Source organism: Sphingobacterium sp. ML3W, assembly GCF_000747525.1.
GTDB lineage: Bacteria > Bacteroidota > Bacteroidia > Sphingobacteriales > Sphingobacteriaceae > Sphingobacterium.
Genome location: NZ_CP009278.1, coordinates 1,861,827 through 1,879,725, shown reverse-complemented (window position 1 = coordinate 1,879,725; position 17,899 = coordinate 1,861,827). Strand labels below are relative to the sequence as shown.

General features: G+C 35.6%; 18 protein-coding genes and 2 tRNA genes. 8 read left to right on the top strand and 12 right to left on the bottom strand.

Annotated features, from left to right (window positions below; genetic code table 11):
- Positions 1-18: 18 nt before the first annotated feature.
- The 5 genes from KO02_RS08160 to KO02_RS08140 all read right to left on the bottom strand — a co-directional run bounded on the left by KO02_RS08160 (position 19) and on the right by KO02_RS08140 (position 6,637).
- Complete coding sequence (locus KO02_RS08160) at positions 19-2,499, bottom strand: phosphocholine-specific phospholipase C (RefSeq protein WP_038697408.1); 2,481 nt, start codon at positions 2,497-2,499, stop codon at positions 19-21.
- Between the two features lie 94 nt (positions 2,500-2,593).
- Positions 2,594-3,529, bottom strand: coding sequence for a proline dehydrogenase family protein (locus KO02_RS08155; protein ID WP_038697406.1), 936 nt, complete (start codon positions 3,527-3,529; stop codon positions 2,594-2,596).
- Between the two features lie 109 nt (positions 3,530-3,638).
- Positions 3,639-4,088 carry a VOC family protein gene (locus KO02_RS08150; RefSeq protein WP_038697404.1) on the bottom strand — a complete coding sequence of 150 codons (450 nt, stop codon included), beginning with the start codon at positions 4,086-4,088 and terminating at the stop codon, positions 3,639-3,641.
- Positions 4,085-5,515 carry an MFS transporter gene (locus tag KO02_RS08145; protein ID WP_038697402.1) on the bottom strand — a complete coding sequence of 477 codons (1,431 nt, stop codon included), beginning with the start codon at positions 5,513-5,515 and terminating at the stop codon, positions 4,085-4,087. The genes KO02_RS08150 and KO02_RS08145 overlap by 4 nt, the downstream gene beginning before the upstream one ends.
- Before the next feature lie 315 nt (positions 5,516-5,830).
- The gene (locus KO02_RS08140; RefSeq protein ID WP_038697400.1) at positions 5,831-6,637 is read right to left on the bottom strand and encodes a helix-turn-helix domain-containing protein; all 807 of its coding nucleotides are present in this window, start codon (positions 6,635-6,637) and stop codon (positions 5,831-5,833) included.
- Positions 6,638-7,010: 373 nt separating this feature from the next.
- Here KO02_RS08140 and KO02_RS08135 point away from each other — a divergent pair.
- Positions 7,011-7,084: transfer RNA gene (locus KO02_RS08135), tRNA-Arg, on the top strand.
- Positions 7,085-7,124: 40 nt separating this feature from the next.
- On the opposite strand, the gene KO02_RS08130 is transcribed toward KO02_RS08135, so the two are convergent.
- Positions 7,125-7,688, bottom strand: coding sequence for an NADPH-dependent FMN reductase (locus tag KO02_RS08130; protein WP_038697398.1), 564 nt, complete (start codon positions 7,686-7,688; stop codon positions 7,125-7,127).
- 244 nt (positions 7,689-7,932) lie between these two features.
- Between KO02_RS08130 and KO02_RS08125 the strand changes: the two genes are divergently transcribed.
- The 6 genes from KO02_RS08125 (at position 7,933) to KO02_RS08100 (ending at position 12,191) form a co-directional block, all read left to right on the top strand.
- Positions 7,933-8,017 (top strand) — tRNA-Ser (locus KO02_RS08125).
- A gap of 263 nt (positions 8,018-8,280) precedes the next feature.
- Positions 8,281-9,528: a site-specific integrase gene (locus KO02_RS08120; protein WP_038697396.1), complete on the top strand. Its 1,248-nt coding sequence runs from the start codon at positions 8,281-8,283 to the stop codon at positions 9,526-9,528.
- A gap of 81 nt (positions 9,529-9,609) precedes the next feature.
- Entirely contained in the window at positions 9,610-10,458 is an 849-nt protein-coding gene (locus KO02_RS08115; RefSeq protein ID WP_051959815.1) for an RteC domain-containing protein, read from the top strand.
- 84 nt (positions 10,459-10,542) lie between these two features.
- Positions 10,543-10,815 carry a helix-turn-helix domain-containing protein gene (locus KO02_RS08110; RefSeq protein WP_038697394.1) on the top strand — a complete coding sequence of 91 codons (273 nt, stop codon included), beginning with the start codon at positions 10,543-10,545 and terminating at the stop codon, positions 10,813-10,815.
- A 10-nt stretch (positions 10,816-10,825) separates the two neighbouring features.
- The gene (locus KO02_RS08105; protein ID WP_038697392.1) at positions 10,826-11,593 is read left to right on the top strand and encodes a hypothetical protein; all 768 of its coding nucleotides are present in this window, start codon (positions 10,826-10,828) and stop codon (positions 11,591-11,593) included.
- Positions 11,517-12,191, top strand: coding sequence for an ATPase (locus KO02_RS08100; protein ID WP_051959814.1), 675 nt, complete (start codon positions 11,517-11,519; stop codon positions 12,189-12,191). Before KO02_RS08105 ends, KO02_RS08100 begins: the two co-directional genes overlap by 77 nt.
- 88 nt (positions 12,192-12,279) lie before the next feature.
- Here the strand turns inward: KO02_RS08100 and KO02_RS08095 are convergent, their stop codons facing one another.
- The 3 genes from KO02_RS08095 to KO02_RS08085 are packed head-to-tail and all read right to left on the bottom strand — an operon-like array spanning position 12,280 to position 14,535.
- On the bottom strand, positions 12,280-13,410 hold the full coding sequence (locus KO02_RS08095; protein ID WP_038697390.1) for a hypothetical protein: 1,131 nt from the start codon (positions 13,408-13,410) through the stop codon (positions 12,280-12,282).
- Positions 13,411-13,428: 18 nt separating this feature from the next.
- The gene (locus tag KO02_RS08090) at positions 13,429-14,055 is read right to left on the bottom strand and encodes a GIN domain-containing protein (RefSeq protein ID WP_038697388.1); all 627 of its coding nucleotides are present in this window, start codon (positions 14,053-14,055) and stop codon (positions 13,429-13,431) included.
- A 12-nt stretch (positions 14,056-14,067) separates the two neighbouring features.
- Positions 14,068-14,535: a hypothetical protein gene (locus KO02_RS08085; RefSeq protein ID WP_038697387.1), complete on the bottom strand. Its 468-nt coding sequence runs from the start codon at positions 14,533-14,535 to the stop codon at positions 14,068-14,070.
- Between the two features lie 168 nt (positions 14,536-14,703).
- Between KO02_RS08085 and KO02_RS08080 the strand changes: the two genes are divergently transcribed.
- Positions 14,704-15,108 (top strand): helix-turn-helix domain-containing protein, encoded by a 405-nt coding sequence (locus KO02_RS08080; RefSeq protein WP_038697385.1) that lies wholly within the window; start codon positions 14,704-14,706, stop codon positions 15,106-15,108.
- A 124-nt stretch (positions 15,109-15,232) separates the two neighbouring features.
- Here KO02_RS08080 and KO02_RS08075 read toward each other — a convergent pair whose 3' ends face one another.
- The 3 genes from KO02_RS08075 to KO02_RS08065 form a co-directional block, all read right to left on the bottom strand.
- Positions 15,233-15,430, bottom strand: a complete 198-nt coding sequence (locus KO02_RS08075; RefSeq protein ID WP_144243278.1) for a hypothetical protein — start codon at positions 15,428-15,430, stop codon at positions 15,233-15,235.
- Positions 15,431-15,852: 422 nt separating this feature from the next.
- Complete coding sequence (locus KO02_RS08070) at positions 15,853-16,350, bottom strand: type II toxin-antitoxin system death-on-curing family toxin (protein WP_051959812.1); 498 nt, start codon at positions 16,348-16,350, stop codon at positions 15,853-15,855.
- Entirely contained in the window at positions 16,350-17,390 is a 1,041-nt protein-coding gene (locus KO02_RS08065) for a hypothetical protein (RefSeq protein ID WP_038702328.1), read from the bottom strand. The genes KO02_RS08070 and KO02_RS08065 overlap by 1 nt, the downstream gene beginning before the upstream one ends.
- Between the last annotated feature and the right edge of the window lie 509 nt (positions 17,391-17,899).

The following is a 17,899-nucleotide window of genomic DNA, read 5'->3' as shown; positions in this document are numbered from 1 at the left end:
TAAGGATCGTTGAGGTTCTTATGCCATTAACGGATCACTTTTCGCGCTTTGCCCGACTTCAATACGTCCAGCAAATTGTTCGTAAAAATCCAAATATCCAGTACAGGTCACTTTGACATCGTACCAATAATGTTGTTTTGATAAATCAACTTCCGCAACTTTGCTAGAACTCGCAAGCACCTTGATACTACGTGCTGCTTGTCCATAACTACTATCTTGAAGCAACAATTCAACCTGATGGTCTTCTTGGTTGGTAATTTCAATCAACAATCGACCTGTAAATCCTTTACCTTTTTTATCGTTTTCGTAACGACAACAAATTTTGATTTTTGGATTTTCTTTCCCTCCAGCAAAAGTTCTAAAAAAACCATTAGGACCATAAACGCTCAGTTTATAGGCACGGTCGTCAAAGGCATGTAATAGCCAACTATCTTGCAAGTGACCCCCTGGGACCGTGGCATAATTCCAACTTCTTCCTCGCTCATCATGATAAGGGGTTTCGCTGTAAACTGTAAATGCTGCCCCTGCAGATGCGGGACCAAATACACGGTTGCCAGATGCAAAGCTGATCTGATATTCCCCATTTTCTCTATCCAAACACCCATCAACATAGAGTTCATAGGGTAACCCGCATGAATCTTTATAGCCCTTTTCTTGCTGAGGGAAGTAGGGTGAAGATTGAGGTTTTTGTTCGATTTGATCTATTTCAGCCGGACTCAAAGGTTTAAATCCTTTTGGCACATCTTTATACTGTGCCTGATGAATGCTTTCAATAAATGGTTTTTTCTGGACAAATTCAGGTTTCGCCATCACTTCTCCCCGATAAGGTCTGAAAGCCGAAGTTAAATCGCCACAAACGGCCCTCCTCCATGCTGTAATATTAGTTTCTTTGACATTAGAACGTGTTTTGTGGCTAATGAATCGCTCTAGAAACTGTAAAGGTGAAGTGTGATCAAACACTTGAGAATTGACCCATCCTCCACGGGACCAAGGAGAGGCGATGATCATCGGGACACGATACCCTAATCCGATGTTACTTTCGCGTCCACTTTCGGGGTAATACTGATCATCCTTTCGGACATACTCCAGCCGAGTGTCGATACCTTGAGAGACCTTACCTGTACCCTGTTGGTATGGGTTTGGTGCTGCAAAGGGTGCTACATGGTCAAAATAACCATCGTTTTCGTCATAAGTAAGGATAAAAATGGTCTTTTTCCACACTTCTGGATTTTTTGTCAAGATGTCCATGACTTCACTGACATACCAAGCTCCGAACCAAGGAGAATCGGGATGATCGGAAAAAAGCTGTGGTGCTGTCAACCAAGATACAGTGGGTAGATTCCCCGTGTCGACATCTTCTCTAAACTGATGCAAGATATCTCCCTTAGGTATTTGAAGTTTTCGCTTCACATCACCCTCTTGATATTCCATCTCCTCCAATTGCATATAATCTGGATCAGCACTGTTATTGACAAATGCACGTCGATGGATCTCTTTTGTGTAAGCACTTAACTTCTCAAAGTTTTCGTTCGTGTATAGCTCTTGCTCCTTAACTGTTTCGTGTAATCTTTTCTGCAATTTCTCGTAAGCTTCGCCCGTCGCGATACCTTGCCCTTGTAGTTCCTGAAACTTCTCCTCGGTCTGCTTCCTCTTTTCGACCAATAAGTCTTGATAACGCTTGCTATATTTGACGGCATATTGCGGGAAGTACTCCATTACATTACATCCAAAATTTCCCAACCAGCTATTTTCAGGTCCACTATATCCGGCACTACTTGAAGATATTTCATTTTGGTAGATCTTCCAATCCACGCCCATATCCTGAAGACGCTCGGGAAAGGTTTTCCATGTGGCTTTTCCACTAAACTCGGAATCTCCATTCCAAACCAATGCTTTATCGGTTAGTTTTTCTCGAATATTACCGGTCCAAAAATAGAGCCTATTGGGGTTGGTGCCTGTCAGACTGGAACAAAAATGCTGGTCACAGATGGTAAACGCATCGGCCATTGCATAGTAAAATGGAATATCTTCACGCGTATAATGTCCCAGTGTTAGGGGCATATCTTTAAAATCTTTAAATCCAGACTGTTTAACATCTAACCAACGGTCCATCTTGCCGTGATTACGCGCATCGGTCTGATCTGTCCAATTGTGTGGTAAACAGCCCATCCAGGTGACCTTAGAATCTTTGATATCCAATCTAAAAGGTGCATATGTTTTACCTTCGGATTGAGACTGTAACCAAACCTTTCGATTATTTGGCTGGCGAATAGCACGAGGGTCGTTAAATCCTCGGACTCCCTTTAAGGTGCCAAATGCATGGTCAAATGACCTATTTTCTTGCATGAGCAAAACCACATGTTCTGCATCATAAAATGTACTTCCTAATGTAGGATCAATGGCCATAGCCTTGGCTATAGATTGAGGTAAGAGCTGTGACAAGGACATTCCACCTGTCAGCATAGCTGCTTTTTTTAGAAAATCTCTCCTATTATCCATATTATCAACTATTCTTTTATATGTACATATTTAATCAACCACATCGTGGCATTGGTATTATCTCCTTCTAGATATTGTCGTTGGATTGCATATTCTATTTTGTAATATCGCTCAAGGCTTGAAATATGCTCATTGGATATTCTGCTATCCGATTGCATAGATATAAGTACCATTCCTTTCCATAAACAAAATAGAGCTTGGTTTGGTATCCTTGGTCGCGAAGTAAGAAAAGTTGCTCATTGCAAATACCATATAGACTTTCAAACTCATAGTTTTCTTTCGTTGGCTTGTATTGCTCAATTAGTAATTGAACGTTTGCCTGTATATTTTTATCGTGCGTAGCAATTGAACATTTATGGTTTTGGGCCAGTAACTGATCGACATAACTCAAATAAACATCATCAAGCAACTCGCCTCTAGGCATGGAAAGGCCACTAGCTGTCTCAAACGCACCTTTCACAATTCTGATTCTTCCACTTTCTTTTTTTATCTCCTCAAAATCATCTTTTGTTCGATATAGATAGGCCTGCAGCGTGATTGCCAAATGATTATAATTTTTTATTGCTTTTTGATAGGTATCAATTACAGCATCTGTTCTTTCAGTTCCTTCGGCACTGATAATAATTTCAACACCAGATTTGGATGCTTCATGACAAATGGCATTTAAATTATTTAAGCAAAGATCTTTGGATACTGCTAAGCCTACATGCGACAGATCTAAAGATACCGTAGCATTTAATTGCTGTAGCCTGATTTGTTCACAGATACGGATAAACTCGTCGGTAGCAGCGTTTGATTCTTGTTCTGTTCGCGTACTTTCACCCATGAATTCTATTGAAGTTTTTAAATTATTTAAAGCCTTAACTTTAACTATAGTTTCTTCTAGGGTTTCGCCCCCAATATATCTATCGGCTGCTTTTTTGAAAAGTTGGAATAAGACTGGGTTTGTCAATATATAGGCTTTCGAATCTTCATTTAGTGCTGCTTTTCTTAATGCCTCAGCACCAATTTGTATTAAGTCTTTATTCATAATAACTTTTTTATATTGAATAGCAATTATAAACTAATTATTGGAAAAAGAATATTGTTTTTTATCAATTCCATTGTTTTAAACGATCATTTATAAAATTTATCCCTGTCTACCTTTTTAGTTTAAGCCATTCCTCATAGGTAATTATACCTAACTCCGGTTGACCATCTCCTTCCAGAATAGAAATTAATTCTAATTGGTTGCCATCTCTATCATCAAAATAAATAGCAAGAGCTGGCATCCAGCTAAAGACCATTGGTGTGGCAGATTTATTTTTTAAAAAATTATAGGGTTTCAAATGGTGATCATTTAAAAAACATGCTGCTGAATTTAATATAAATTCTTTATCACAGCTAAATGCAAAATGACGTTTCTGCAAATTTTCTGCTTGTTCCCATAAACCGAGCATTGCTTTCTTATCTTCTCCGATCCATAAAAAAGCAATAGGTCTGTTTTCATCATAGTGTGCGAGTGTTAACCCCAATACTTGGGTATAAAATTCAACTGATTTTTTCAAATCACTCACCTGAATATGCGTTTCATAAAGTCCTGTTATCATAATATTGAATTTATTTGTTTTTTTTTTAATAGTATTGTAATGCCTAACAAGGGTGCAATGGAAAAAACACCATACAACAGCAAAGACGCACTTTGTGCTCCTATTATACCACCGGGCTCATTGATGCCTCCCATATTTGATACAAGGCCTGCTAATGAAGCTCCGAATGCGGTCGCCATTAATTGTACAGTGGTAACAGAAGTCGACGTTAACTCTTCTTCCCCTTCAGGTGCCATCGCAAATACATTCGTTAATAAATGCGGCCAGCCCAATCCAATTCCTACTCCTACTAAAAACAAAAACAGGCCGTTCAGAAACAGGAATAATGTTGATGGATTATTATTTGTTCCAGCCAACCAAGTTAGACCAACTAAACCAACCAACATTAATATTGTACCCAAACGAATGATCTTAGCAATGGAACTGGTTTTTATACCTGAGAATAAAAGTGATGAAAAGGTCCATCCAAAAGCAATCAAAACAGTGAGATAACCTGACTGCAATGGTGAGTACCCACTAATTACTTGTGCAAAGTAAGGAACAAAAATTTCTATTGATGTGCCGATCGTGAGTAATGTCATAACTGCATAGGTAGCTCCCAAAGGAGAAGACAGATTGTATGCACCTGTTGGCAAAAGCCGTACAGTACTTTTTTTCTCCGCAACAATTAATATATATAAGAACAGAAGAGCAATTCCGACACCTAATATATTGATAACGATACTTTCGAAAATACTTCCTATAGAAACAGATAAGGCAGCCGACACCAGTAACGTTAATTTAAAATATGGTATTATTGGAGGATTCTTTTTGCTTCTCTGTAATGGAAGAATTAGGGTGCTGATGGTGAATATAACAATACAGATGAGCAATAGCGTACCAAATGCCCAGCGCCATTGATTGTTTTCGGCAAAAAGACCGCCAATAAAAGGTCCTGAGAAAGCGGCTATGCCCCACATGCCAGAAATCAAGGCCATAGCTCTTGACCATAGTATTTTACCGAAAACGATACGAACCATTGCATAAGACAAAGCAAAAAGCAAACCTCCACCCAAACCTTGTATAAACCTACCGACTAGCAATATATACATACTTGATGCACATGTACATAGTAACGAGCCCAAGAAAAATAAAATAATAGCAAACTGATAAGCCCTTCGTGGTCCTAATACGGCAAGTCTATTGGCAGAAACGACGGAACCTATTATCGAGGCAACCACAAATAGAGTGGTGTTCCATGCATAATATGCTAAGCCGCCTATATCTTGTATAATAGAAGGCATCACTGTCGTTGCCAAATATATATTGGTAGCATGTAGCATCACCCCTAATGCCAAAGCAGTGGCTTTTATTCCGTTGCCTCCTTTAAACAAAGCTTTCCAATTGCTTGTTTCGGAAACTGATGTCGTTTGATTGATTGTACTCATTTCAATTTGAATTTATAAGTACAAATTTCGAGATGAATACACTTCTATACCAGCTCAATTCTTCGGCATCTATTTCATTTTTTTCGGATTACTGACTTTTCTTTTTATTATTTCTGGAATATTTAATGGTACGGTGTGATTATAGTTATTTTTAAATAGAATGTTGGAATATGATAAGTGTAAAGACATCTAATTTCATTTAAAATGTAAATCAGTAAGAATGCCGTTTAAGTGCTGTTCTAAATTGAATCTGCCCAATTTTTAATTAAATATCAAAACCTAATGCATTTCTATGTAGCATAATTAAAAAACAACTTATTGCGCTCTATAGGCCTGTGGAGAAATTCCCGTCTGTGCTTTAAAAAATCTGGTAAAATAAGATGGTGTATCAAACCCTAATAGATAAGCACATTCTTTTATAGAACCTGAAGTATGTTTTAATAAATACTGGCTTTCTAATAATAATCGCTCATGAAGTATTTGCAATGCCGTTTGTCCTGTTTCTATTTTAATAACTTCAGTTAAATGCTTTGCGGTAATTCCCAAAGATTCGGCATAATTGCCAATAGACCTCCATACTAAAAAATGTTGGTCTACCATTTTTTTAAACTGATAGGTTAATTGATAATTACGGTTCATATTTTTTTGAAAACCAAGTAAGCAATACTCGCATGCCCGATTATATTCGTACAAAATTTCTACGGTAAGTAGTCGACTAACATCCAGGTGATAGGCCGTTTTGTTTTCAATCTCCCGACCGATTTGCTTAAATTTCTGTAAAACTTTATGGAAAGAATCCGCTAACATAAATACAGGTGGATAGTTTGTATTGAGTTCTAGTAGTTCATTGATAATCTCGTCTTTAATGAATATTTTCTGCAAAAAAGATTTATGAAAAAACAACTGTATTACTTCAAAGTCATCTGAAGGTTGATCTGTAGAAAAAATCATATTGGGGGCCAAGATAGATATCATGTTCGCGCTTAGTTCAAAACTATGGTAGCCGATTTTTATAGATAAGTCTCCCTTTAAACAAAGTAAAACACTATAAAAATCGTTTTTTTTTGGACTTATCTTAAAAAGATTATCAACAGATTTTGTGTAAATAATTTCAAACTCCATCTTTATAAAATGTACATTTAGATTACAAAAGTAGCTCTTATATCTAATGGATCCAATATCTATTTAATATAACTGAAGCTTTTTAGTCTATCCCAAGAGTTAAAAGACTTATCTTATTTGCATAAGAGAATTTGACCATATTGGTTACACATAAAATTAAAGGTAATTGAATATTGCAATCCATTTTTCAAAATAAAACCTTACCTCATGAAAAAAAATAAGCATAGATAGCCGGAATCAGCATTTTTAAGTCTTGAACTTAAAAATTAATCAGCTTGAAATGCAAGGACTTAATGTTTTGGTGTAAAAAAAAAGCACTTAAGTTTTGGATATATAGATCATTTAAGTACTTTTGCATCACCGAAAGGGAAACGCGCTCATAGCTCAGCTGGATAGAGCATCGGTTTTCTAAACCGACGGTCTCAGGTTCGAATCCTGATGGGCGTACTTAAAATCCTCTTTACTTTTGTAAAGAGGATTTTTTGCTTTATGACTTTTTTACTATATTTCTTTCAATCCATAATTCAAATTTCTCTACAAAGGACTGCAGAAAATCTCGGGTGGAGACATCTATCAACTCTCCCGAAGCATCAAATAATTTTGCAGCATGACTCAAATATGCCTCGGGCTGCTGTAAAGTCGGCATATTTAAGAAGACCAATGATTGTCGAAGATGATGGTTGGCACCAAAAGCTCCTAACCCGCCTGCTGTACAACTTATAATTGCGGCGGGCTTATTGTCCCAAACACTTTCTCCATAAGGTCGTGAGCCAACATCTAGTGCATTTTTAAGTACTCCCGGAACCGATCGGTTATACTCTGGAGTAATGAATAATACCGCATCGTAGGGTTTTAGTGTTTCTCGAAAATAGCGCCAGGTAGCGGGCACATCTTTTTCCAAATCTTCATTATATAACGGCAAATCTCCAATTGCAATGCTTTCGAAATGCATACCGGCGACCTTTAACTGGGAAATAGCCTTACTTATCTTTTTATTAAAAGATTCTTTCCTTAAACTGCCAACAATAAGTGCAACTTTAAATGGTTTCATACGAATAATCATTTGTTTTTTACATAACGTACGACACTAACATTTGTTTTTTCAATGTAAATGGAAGAATCGGGTCATAATAATCAATTTGATGCTGTACCCCCCAGAGTTTTAAATCCAAAAGCACGAATTTCAAACAATTTAATATGTTTTGAATCAATCAAATACTGACTAAAACCGTATTTAAGTGGATATTATTTGAAAATAAATTTGGTAGCACCGTTAAAATTTGTACTTTTGTCGCGGAGAGCTGGCAGAGTGGTCGAATGCGGCAGTCTTGAAAACTGTTGACTGTCATAGGTCCGGGGGTTCGAATCCCTCGCTCTCCGCATCCTAACAAGGAGAAAGTATCAAAACCCTACAAATTGTACAATTTGTAGGGTTTTTCTTTTATACGCACATATCGTTTTTTTCAATACTTCTCATTTCCAGCGAGACCCTAGCGAGACCCTAATAAATGGTTAGCTAGGGTCTCGCTAAAATGAACCGCTAGATGAACATCGCACAAAGGCATTACATGACCAGTCGTTGAACATCTTGACAGTTTATTTCACAACAGATAAATTGACTATTGAAATAAAACACCACCACAATGAGCAATCAAGTCACCGTCTATATTTATGCGCGTGCAGCAAAAGCTAATACAGCAGGCTTGCATCCCATTTATGTCAGGATAACCATACAAGGTAATCGAACCGAATTCTCATCCAAGAAATTCATCACCCCATCCAAGTGGGACAAAAAAACGATGAAAATGAAAGGTACCACCGAAGAAGCCCGTTCAATAAATAGCTATCTCGAATCAATTAAAAACAAGCTAACACAAACACAGATTGTATTAGAATACCAGGGAACAGAATTAACATTAGAAAAATTCATGAACGCTTATCTTGGTAAGAACATGCTAAGAGAAAGAACCCTCATCCCTATCTTCCAAGATCACAACAATAAAATCAAAGCCTTAATAGATATTGACTATTCCGAGGGTACACACGAACGTTACGAAACATCATTAAAACACACCCAAGAATACATCAAATTTCAATACGGTACCAACGATATACCGCTTGCTAAGATTGATCATGCCTTTGTCACAGGTTACGATTTCTATCTACGGACAGAAAAAAGTTGTAGCAACAACACCACAGTCAAGTATATCAAGAACTTTAAGAAGATCATAAGAATATGTCTGGCAAATGGATGGATCAACATGGATCCATGTCTAAATTATAAAATCAAACTACAGGAAGTAGAACGCAACATCCTTACACAAGAAGAATTAGAAATCATTACCAATAAGGAAATTTCCATAGACCGTCTGGATGTAGTCCGTGATATATTTTTATTCTCATGCTTTACTGGACTAGCCTACATTGATGTCAAACAATTAACACCCACAAATCTCATCAAAGGCATAGACGGACAACTTTGGATAGATACCAAACGACAAAAAACGAACACACCTTCAAGGATACCATTATTAGGCTCTGCATTGGATATCATTACAAAATATCATAACCATCCCAAATGCAACAATGAAAACACACTTCTGCCAGTAGCTAGCAATCAGAAAATGAATGCATATCTCAAAGAAATTGCGACCATCTGTGGAATAAATAAAGAACTCACCTTCCATTGCGCTAGACATACATTCGCAACAACAGTAACCCTCTCCAACGGAGTACCAATAGAATCCGTTTCTAAAATGTTAGGACACAAAAGCATTCGAACGACACAACATTATGCAAAAATTACGGATAGAAAAGTTGCTAACGATATGGATAATCTAAAAGCAGTACTTGAAATTCACAAAACGAAAACAATAAAAAAAACGAGTTAACAATATAGATGTTACAGGAAATAAAAGATTACTAGAGATTTAATATTTAAAATTGAGGTTTACGGACCTTTCATAACAATAATGAATCAAACCTTTCATAAAATTAATGAAGATATCACTTCCTATATCAAAAATTTGGAAGAAAAATATCAGCACGACAGCTCACAAATTACCGAGATGGCCATACACTTTATCTCTGGTAGACTCGAATTCATAAAGGAAAAATTTGAATCTATACAAGATCTAACCGCCGAAGACGAAATCTTTTATTTTAAAAACATTAAATGTCATCTACTGGCGCTTCTACAGTATTATTACATGGTGCAAAAAATAGAAATCAAAAAGCCAGCTATACCATTAAAAAAAATAAAAAAGTATTATCTAAAAGCACTTTACAAAATCAAGAGCAAAATCAGTGATAATCACTTCTATTATAATTATTATAAAACAAACTCCAATAAATTAGATCAACAATTTTTTAGGAGACTAAAGAACGATTTCTTCCTACCAAATGATGATATGATCATTGATATTGACAAAAGATACACTACGCCATCGGTCTATATTTTTGCTAATGTGGAAGCATTAGAAATGATTAGACATTATCTCAAGAAAAAAATCAAAACCAATTGTACTACCCAGATTACTGTTAAATCCGGTCAAACGAAACTAAAATGGACAGCTTCTAAAGCTGACCTTATCGAGTCCATTTACGCACTACACTCCTCCGGTGTATTCAATAATGGTAAAGCTGATCTAAAAGAAATAGCTGAGTATTTTCAAGAAATATTCGACCTCGACTTAGGGCAGTATAATCGCGTTTTTTTCGACATACGTGCACGTAAAAATAATAAGACCAAATTTCTAGATGCATTAAAAGACTCTTTATCCAAAAGAATAAAAGACACTGATAACGAGATATTTCCATAATTATTTTTCACAAGTTGTTACCAACTTGTGAAAAATACATTTAGATAATGTCCAATTTTACAATTCACAATAAACCAAAAAGTTATGTCAGTTGAAATTTTGACTAAGGAAGACCTGATTAGATTCAAAGTTGAATTAATTAGCGAATTTAAAAATTTAATGAATGAGAAAAATGAACACCGTAAGAAATGGCTTCGCTCTAAAGAAGTCGAAAAACTGTTAAATATTTCTCCTGGTACACTACAGAACTATCGCATCAATGGAACTATCAAATGGACAAAATTTGGAAACACCTATTTCTATTCTTTGGACGCCATCCAACAATCTTTTGAAAGCAATTCTTCTTCATTTTCATAAAAACCCAATCATGAACTACATTAAGCAGCTAACTCATTTTTTCAACAAGTCATCTGTAGATCCGAAATTTACACCTACATATATGAGCCTCTTTATGGCTCTATTTCAAAGTTGGAATCAGGCTCGTTTTACTCAACAAATTCAAATTATCCGTGACGATATCATGCGTCTCAGTAAGATAAATTCAAAGGCAACATATCACAAAGCAATGGCATATCTTCATTCCAACAGATATATCGATTATAAGCCATCTTACAATCCATTAAAAGGAAGCCAGATCTCGTTTTTTCCAAAAGATTTACCAGTCAGCAGTCCAAAGCATGAACCTGTTCATATTTTGACCACAAGACCATTAAACGAGCCATATAATAAACTATCTAGTACTAATATTATCACAGATAATATCAGTACTCACTCGCGAGAGAAAGAGAAAAAATTAAATAAAAAAATGGTTAGGTCCGAATTTTCAATTCCTCAATTCAAAAAAGAAAAAAGTTCCGAAAAAAAAGAAAATAAAATACCACCAGCAACACACCAGGTCGAAGAGTTTTTCCTCAGCCAGCACGCCACCATTCAGGAAGCGCAAAGGTTCATCAATCACTACACTGCCAATGGATGGCTAGTTGGCGGAAAAAGCCCAATGATAGATTGGAAAGCTTCAGGAAAAAATTGGATCGCAAACACAACCAAATTCAACTCAAATGCAAAACAGGACAAATCACCAAGAGCACAACACCTCCATAGCAGCGCAAATAAAAACTATTTCGAACCTCTTTGATTATAATCAAGTATTCAATTTTCTTGAGCAAAAAGGAAAAGAACTTTATGGTCCAAAGTTTCAGATACACCAGGACGATGTTTCTACAATCCTCAAACTTACAGCATACTTTCTTCAGGACCAGGAATTATGTCAAAAACAAAACATTGATCTCAACAAAGGAATTATGCTAACCGGTCCCATCGGTTGCGGAAAAACCACATTGATGAACCTCTGTCGATTAATCTGCAGTAACGAAAACAAATTTGTAGTAAAAAGTGCCAGAGATATCACATTTGAATTTATCCAAGATGGTTATGAAACCATCCACCGGTACAGCCGTGGAAAGATCTATTCCAGTGAATTCCGCAACTATTGCTTTGACGACCTTGGTACCGAAAAGAACATGAAACATTTCGGTAACGAATGCAATGTCTTAGCCGAGATACTACTCTCCAGATACGATCTCTTTATCGCCGGAAAGTTGAAGACACACATCACCACCAATCTTTCCGCCACCGAACTCGAAGAAGCATACGGTAACCGGTTACGATCACGGCTCCGGGAAATGGTTAATCTAATTGGTTTTGATATGAGTGTGCAGGATAAGCGAAAATAAAAAAGTCGTTGGTTTTATGCCAACGACCTTCTCCTATTATGCCTATCGAATTTTTATAATAGTAAATGAACATCATTCTCAAGGTGAATTAATAATATATTTGAGGCTCATATTCTTGCAGTGATTCCAAGACAAGTAAAGAGTTAATAAAGCTCAAGATATCTTCATTATGAGAATCGGTGCTATAACCGATAAATCGATTACTCAGAACATCCTCTAAACATTTATCAAGTAAATTTCGCCACTCATAAATCGATCGCTTTTCAAATTTATCATGTAACAACTTCCATGGCCGTTTTATCCATTCATACCCAGAATTGTATATCTCTTGCTTTTTCTCTTCAGGGTATTCCCATTTGGTGTTAAAATCTGTATCTTCATTACAAAGTTCTAGATAATGAATCCAATAAGAGTCAAGGATAAACAAAAAGTCATGATAGTAGTATAGTATATTACCTGGATTACCGTGTAGTTTCCAAAAATTAGTAGTAAAAAGAATTTTACGTGATATAGTTAGGGCATTTTTAATCTCTTCCTTATTGGCGTAGCTTAACCCACCTTGCAAATCGCTATTATAATCAAAAAAAGATTCTCTAGTCATAAACTCATCACACATAGTCTTCAAAACTTCCATATCTGTTGCAGATAAGATATTATCCTTTTCATAATAATACACTGTATGAAGCGCACTAATAAGATCATTCATTTGCTGGATCATTCTAAAATAATATTCATCGATCTCATCTGAATACTTCACACAAGTAGGCATTAGTCCCTCAAATAGTAAATAGAAAAGATCTGAACGTATGGTATCTAGCGAGCTAGAGTTATAAGAAAAAATAACTGTCCGATACCCCTCAGAAAATCCATCTTTAATAATTTTTATTTTTTTTCTCTTTGGTACGACAGCCTCAATCTCATCATAGGGGATTAAAAGATTCTCGCGAACACAAGTCACAGGTCTTATTTTACAGATTAACCATCCTGCTTCAAATATCCGGACAAGCTTCTTGTACTTTTTGTATAAAACAAGAGGAGAATCATAAGTCAACCAGTAATTTCGTCGTATAGCTATTGTCAAGATTTCAAATATTTCATCTTGCAATGCTTCTGCGGACGAAAAATCAACAAACAAATTCTCAAATACTAAATACGGATTTAATATTTCCTGTTCTGTCAATAGTGTAATGTAATTATTTTCGTATTCTACGTGGTGCATAATGCCTCAGTTTAGGTGTTATGTTAAAGGTATCTCCAAGGCTTTCAAGGAACACCCCTCGTCAATCTGAACTATCTTCATCCTAGGGGTATCTCGATAAGTTAGCTTACTACGTCCCCAAAGTCCTATTTCAACCTCAGTTGTATACCAGATTGAAATTGTCGAATCAAAATGAGCATGTACAGTCCCTTCTGAACATTCAAATGCTGAACCATCATAAATCGCCTTTTGATTCGTTAAGATATGTGAGATAATGCTTTCACCTGATATTTTTACACGGGCATTTTTTAGCACGGTGCAATCTATTGAAAATGCATCTACACATATATTCAAACTTCCTTCTTTAACAATAATACCGGTTTGATGTAAAAGCAACGTATCTATTGATTTCACAAAGCAACGATCTAGTAATCTAAGGCCTTTCAACTCATTGAAGGTTATATTTATTTTAGGATAATAGTCATGTAATAATAAAAAGCCATAAAATTCAGGTCTTGTATATATGACCAGTTCTCCATTTACTATGTCTATTTCAATCCACCCCGCTCTGTCAGAATCCTCGTCAATACTAAACGAAGTAACTTCTCCTTTTTGAAGCGAAACCCTACATTGGGTTTGCACAACAATGCTATCAAATTCTATCATCGTATTAATGCTTTAATAATCATTAAGTACTGTTATAGCCTCTTTACGACATTTTTTATTAAACCATCGCTTAAACCAATGTTGTTTATACATATGGTTATTTCTCCAAAACAACTCTAAATCTTCACGTTCCATTCCATCTATAGTATCATAGTTTAGTCGTTCTGCTTTAAGCTCGTCAAACATCTGGTTAATTTGCTCTTCCGAATACCCAGGTTGACCATACCTACAACTCATAAAAAACTTTCGGGCAGCTTTTCTTCTTTTATTAGTAGTATTACTATGTACAGAATAGCTTACCAGCCACATAAAATCTTTAAGAATATCATCAACTTTAACATCTAGAATAGTGCAAAGCATTCTAAAATTACTAGGTACATTAATTTGATAAGTCCTGTCTAGACTTGAATAGACTTCATTGATCTCAGCGTATTTATCAAAACGGCTAACTTCAACGATTTTCTCTTTTTTATTTCCCATAACTGTTTACATTTGGTTTATACAAATAACTATAGAAAACCTCACGTACCGAACTAAAACGACTTGTAACGCACCAATCTCTTTAGTAAAAAACAATCAAAAATTTGTAAATTACCAAAGCATAAGATTCTCGATAAACAAATGACAGAATATTATTAACTTTGAAGTATGAGTAAGGAAAACAAGATTGGACCAAAAATCAGTCGCTTACGCGAGTTGCGTGGTATGAAGCAAGAAGCACTGGCAAATGCACTAGGTGTAAGTCAGCAGACCGTTTCCAACATAGAACGCAGTGAATCTATAGAAGAAGATCTTTTGGCTCAGGTAGCCGAAATTTTGGGCGTTACTACAGATGCTATTGAAAATTTTAGTGAAGAAGCTGTGTTTAATTATTTTAACTCTTTCCATGACAACAGTGGTGCCGGCGCATACAGTACAAATTCCACTTTCTCATTCAATCCCATAGAAAAACTAATCGAAGCTCACGAAGAAAACAAAAAACTCTACGAGCGCCTCCTTGAATCCGAGAAATCTAAAGTAGAACTTTTAGAAAAATTATTGAACAGCAAATAAGCTAGTTCTTATATATATCAATTGTGCAACGGGGAGTTGCACAATTAAAAACACATCATTTTGTCAGCAATAAATATAAAATCATTTCATGCTATATTGCCCCACTATGGCAGTTTTTGCCCCACTATTGCCCCACAATCTTGTAGAAGATACTCGAGCCGGATGTCCCTGTTTTAATAAGAACTTTGAACTTATCTACCAGTTCTGTCAATTCAGTTGTTGCAGTTCTTTTGGATATACTATTTAACACCTGATAATCACTATTCGTTATTTTCCCTTTGTCTTTGGCAAACAAAACAGCCTTCACTTGCCACCCGTTCAATCCAAGAGCCTCAAGATACTCGGTATGATAGATATCCTTTCTAAACTCTACCCAAAAGTCTGACCCTCGGAAATTTCTGTAGTAGATAGTCTAATTTACACTCTTGTTAAAAAAATAAAGGAAGATGGCTTCTACTTTGAAGACAAGGATTTTAGAAGCATTATGTAAAGATAGAATCAATGATTATTAACATTAGAAGCTTTTGTTACAATAATCAAATTTTTCTAAATAGAATAGAGGAGGCTATAAATACGCAGATTGAGCAAATGAGAATTTTTGAATCGACGTTTGACATATAGAATTTTGAAAATGAGCAAAACCGTTGAAATACGCACACAATCCCCTACCTTTTAATCCTATGACCATGGGTGGAGATAACTCTACCCCTTATAAAGAATATCATTATTTGGCATTTAATAATGTTAAAATACATCTTCAAACTCCACATCATCGTCATCATCCAGTTTCAATAAGTTTAATGCTTGAGCTCTTAACAATGAATGAGTCAGTCTAATTTTCAATTCTTCCGGAAAATCATCTTCGTAAATAATAGAATAGATTAATTCCCAAAGCATATCTTTATCAATAATATCTTCAGCAACACATACAGTAATATTTTCCATTTCACGAATAAATCGTGATCCTACATAGTCAAAACCATTCAATTCTAAGAACAATCCACCAACAGCTATTGAACTACGCTTATTTCCATCCTGGAAAGCATGAAATTTATTGACTGAAAAAACAAGATGCGTCAATTTATCTTCAAACTCTGGATAATAGTCATCATTCCTAATTTGATAAATTACACTGTCAATATATTCAATATTCTTTACTCCAGGCAATCCGCCTGATATAGCAATGACTTTATCATGCGCTTTTATGACATCCTCGATGCGTTCAATATAAATAAATCTCATTATCTATCCTTTAAACGCTTAAAAACATCTTCATTTTGTTCTAATCGTTTTTCAAGTGCCATACTTTGCTCTCCAAAAAACTTATCAAAATCATCTTCCGAAATTTCCTTTACATACTCTTCAAGTTTAGTATGTAGAGCGTCTCTAAAAACGAGATCTCGACTTGCCATCTTAGAACGAGCATCGTTTATTGAAGCTTCCATCATATCTTCTGCCCGTACAGCAAAATCATTAAAAAGCTGATGAGCTTCGGATAAGCTTAATTTTTCCTTTTTAACTTCAAACGCTCTTTCCAATTCCTTTGCAAATGCATTTTCGTAATCAGATACCACACGTAAGATCTCACTATAAAACGTTGATCGTACACTTTCCTTGACTTTCAATTTTAAAATTTTCTTGTACTCTTGCGCATCTTCTTTAAAAATACTTTTATAAACTTTATCCGTTAATTGACTATACTTAAAACTATTTTTAGCTATAAATTTATCAATAGCATTTGTGAATTTTTCACGGTATGAAAATTCATCCATTGCAGCAAGTAGATACTGTTCTTCTCGTTGATTTATAAACTTAGTATGACCTCCAGCTTTTTGGTTTAATACATCAATAATAATATCCAAAATCAATGATCTAACCTGACGAGCTCGCTCAGATTCAGCGAGTAACATACCAACATTCAAAAATGCCTTAAAAGTAAATATGCCTAATACAGGTGACGTCGAAATACTATCCTTATCCTTTTGCGTAAAATCTGATAGATCACTTGACAAAGCCACTTGCTTAAACTCGCGTAAACGATCACTATTAATGACCTCATAGCCGCTTTCTTTAAGCTCTTCTTCGTGGTTAGATAACAATCGCTCGATTGTTCTTGATTCCACCTCATAAAAATTCTCTAATTGGCTCTTAGTAAATCTATATTTCTTTTCAAACATGATGCCTGCGAAGCCAATCGCTTTATAAATTTCTGGTAGAGCAATGGTATTATTAATAACATTTTTACGCTCTACAATTGAGTTAGTTAAATCCTTTTTTGTCATTATTTTTACGCTTAATAAAGGGGTTACCGACATTCATGTCGGTAACCCCCCTTATATTTTATGTAAACAACTGTATTACAAAAACTTAGTTACAACTTATTTTCAATACAATTTCACTTTTTTTTATCAAAAACAAAAACACACAACATTCTTATTTTCAACAATATAAGAAGATATAATCAAAAAAAAGCAAGCATTATCAGAATTACATCTGTTATATAACTGATAAAGGTAAATAAAATATAATCCAAAAAAAGGAAATAAGGCATTCCTCGTCCTCCTTCAGCAAAGAATGACGCCAATCCAAAGAGGCACTATATGATTCAGCCATATATTAAAAAAGCATCCTATAGAGCCTCTTTACCCTACGGGTGCTAACGCAGATTGTCATCATCCTTGCAGTTCAGTCCTCCTCCTCATAGGCGACTACTCTGTCTGTCACAGCGCATACTCTCCTGCTCTTTGCATTTCGACAAGCTTCATTCCATTCACCATCAAGTATGCACTGC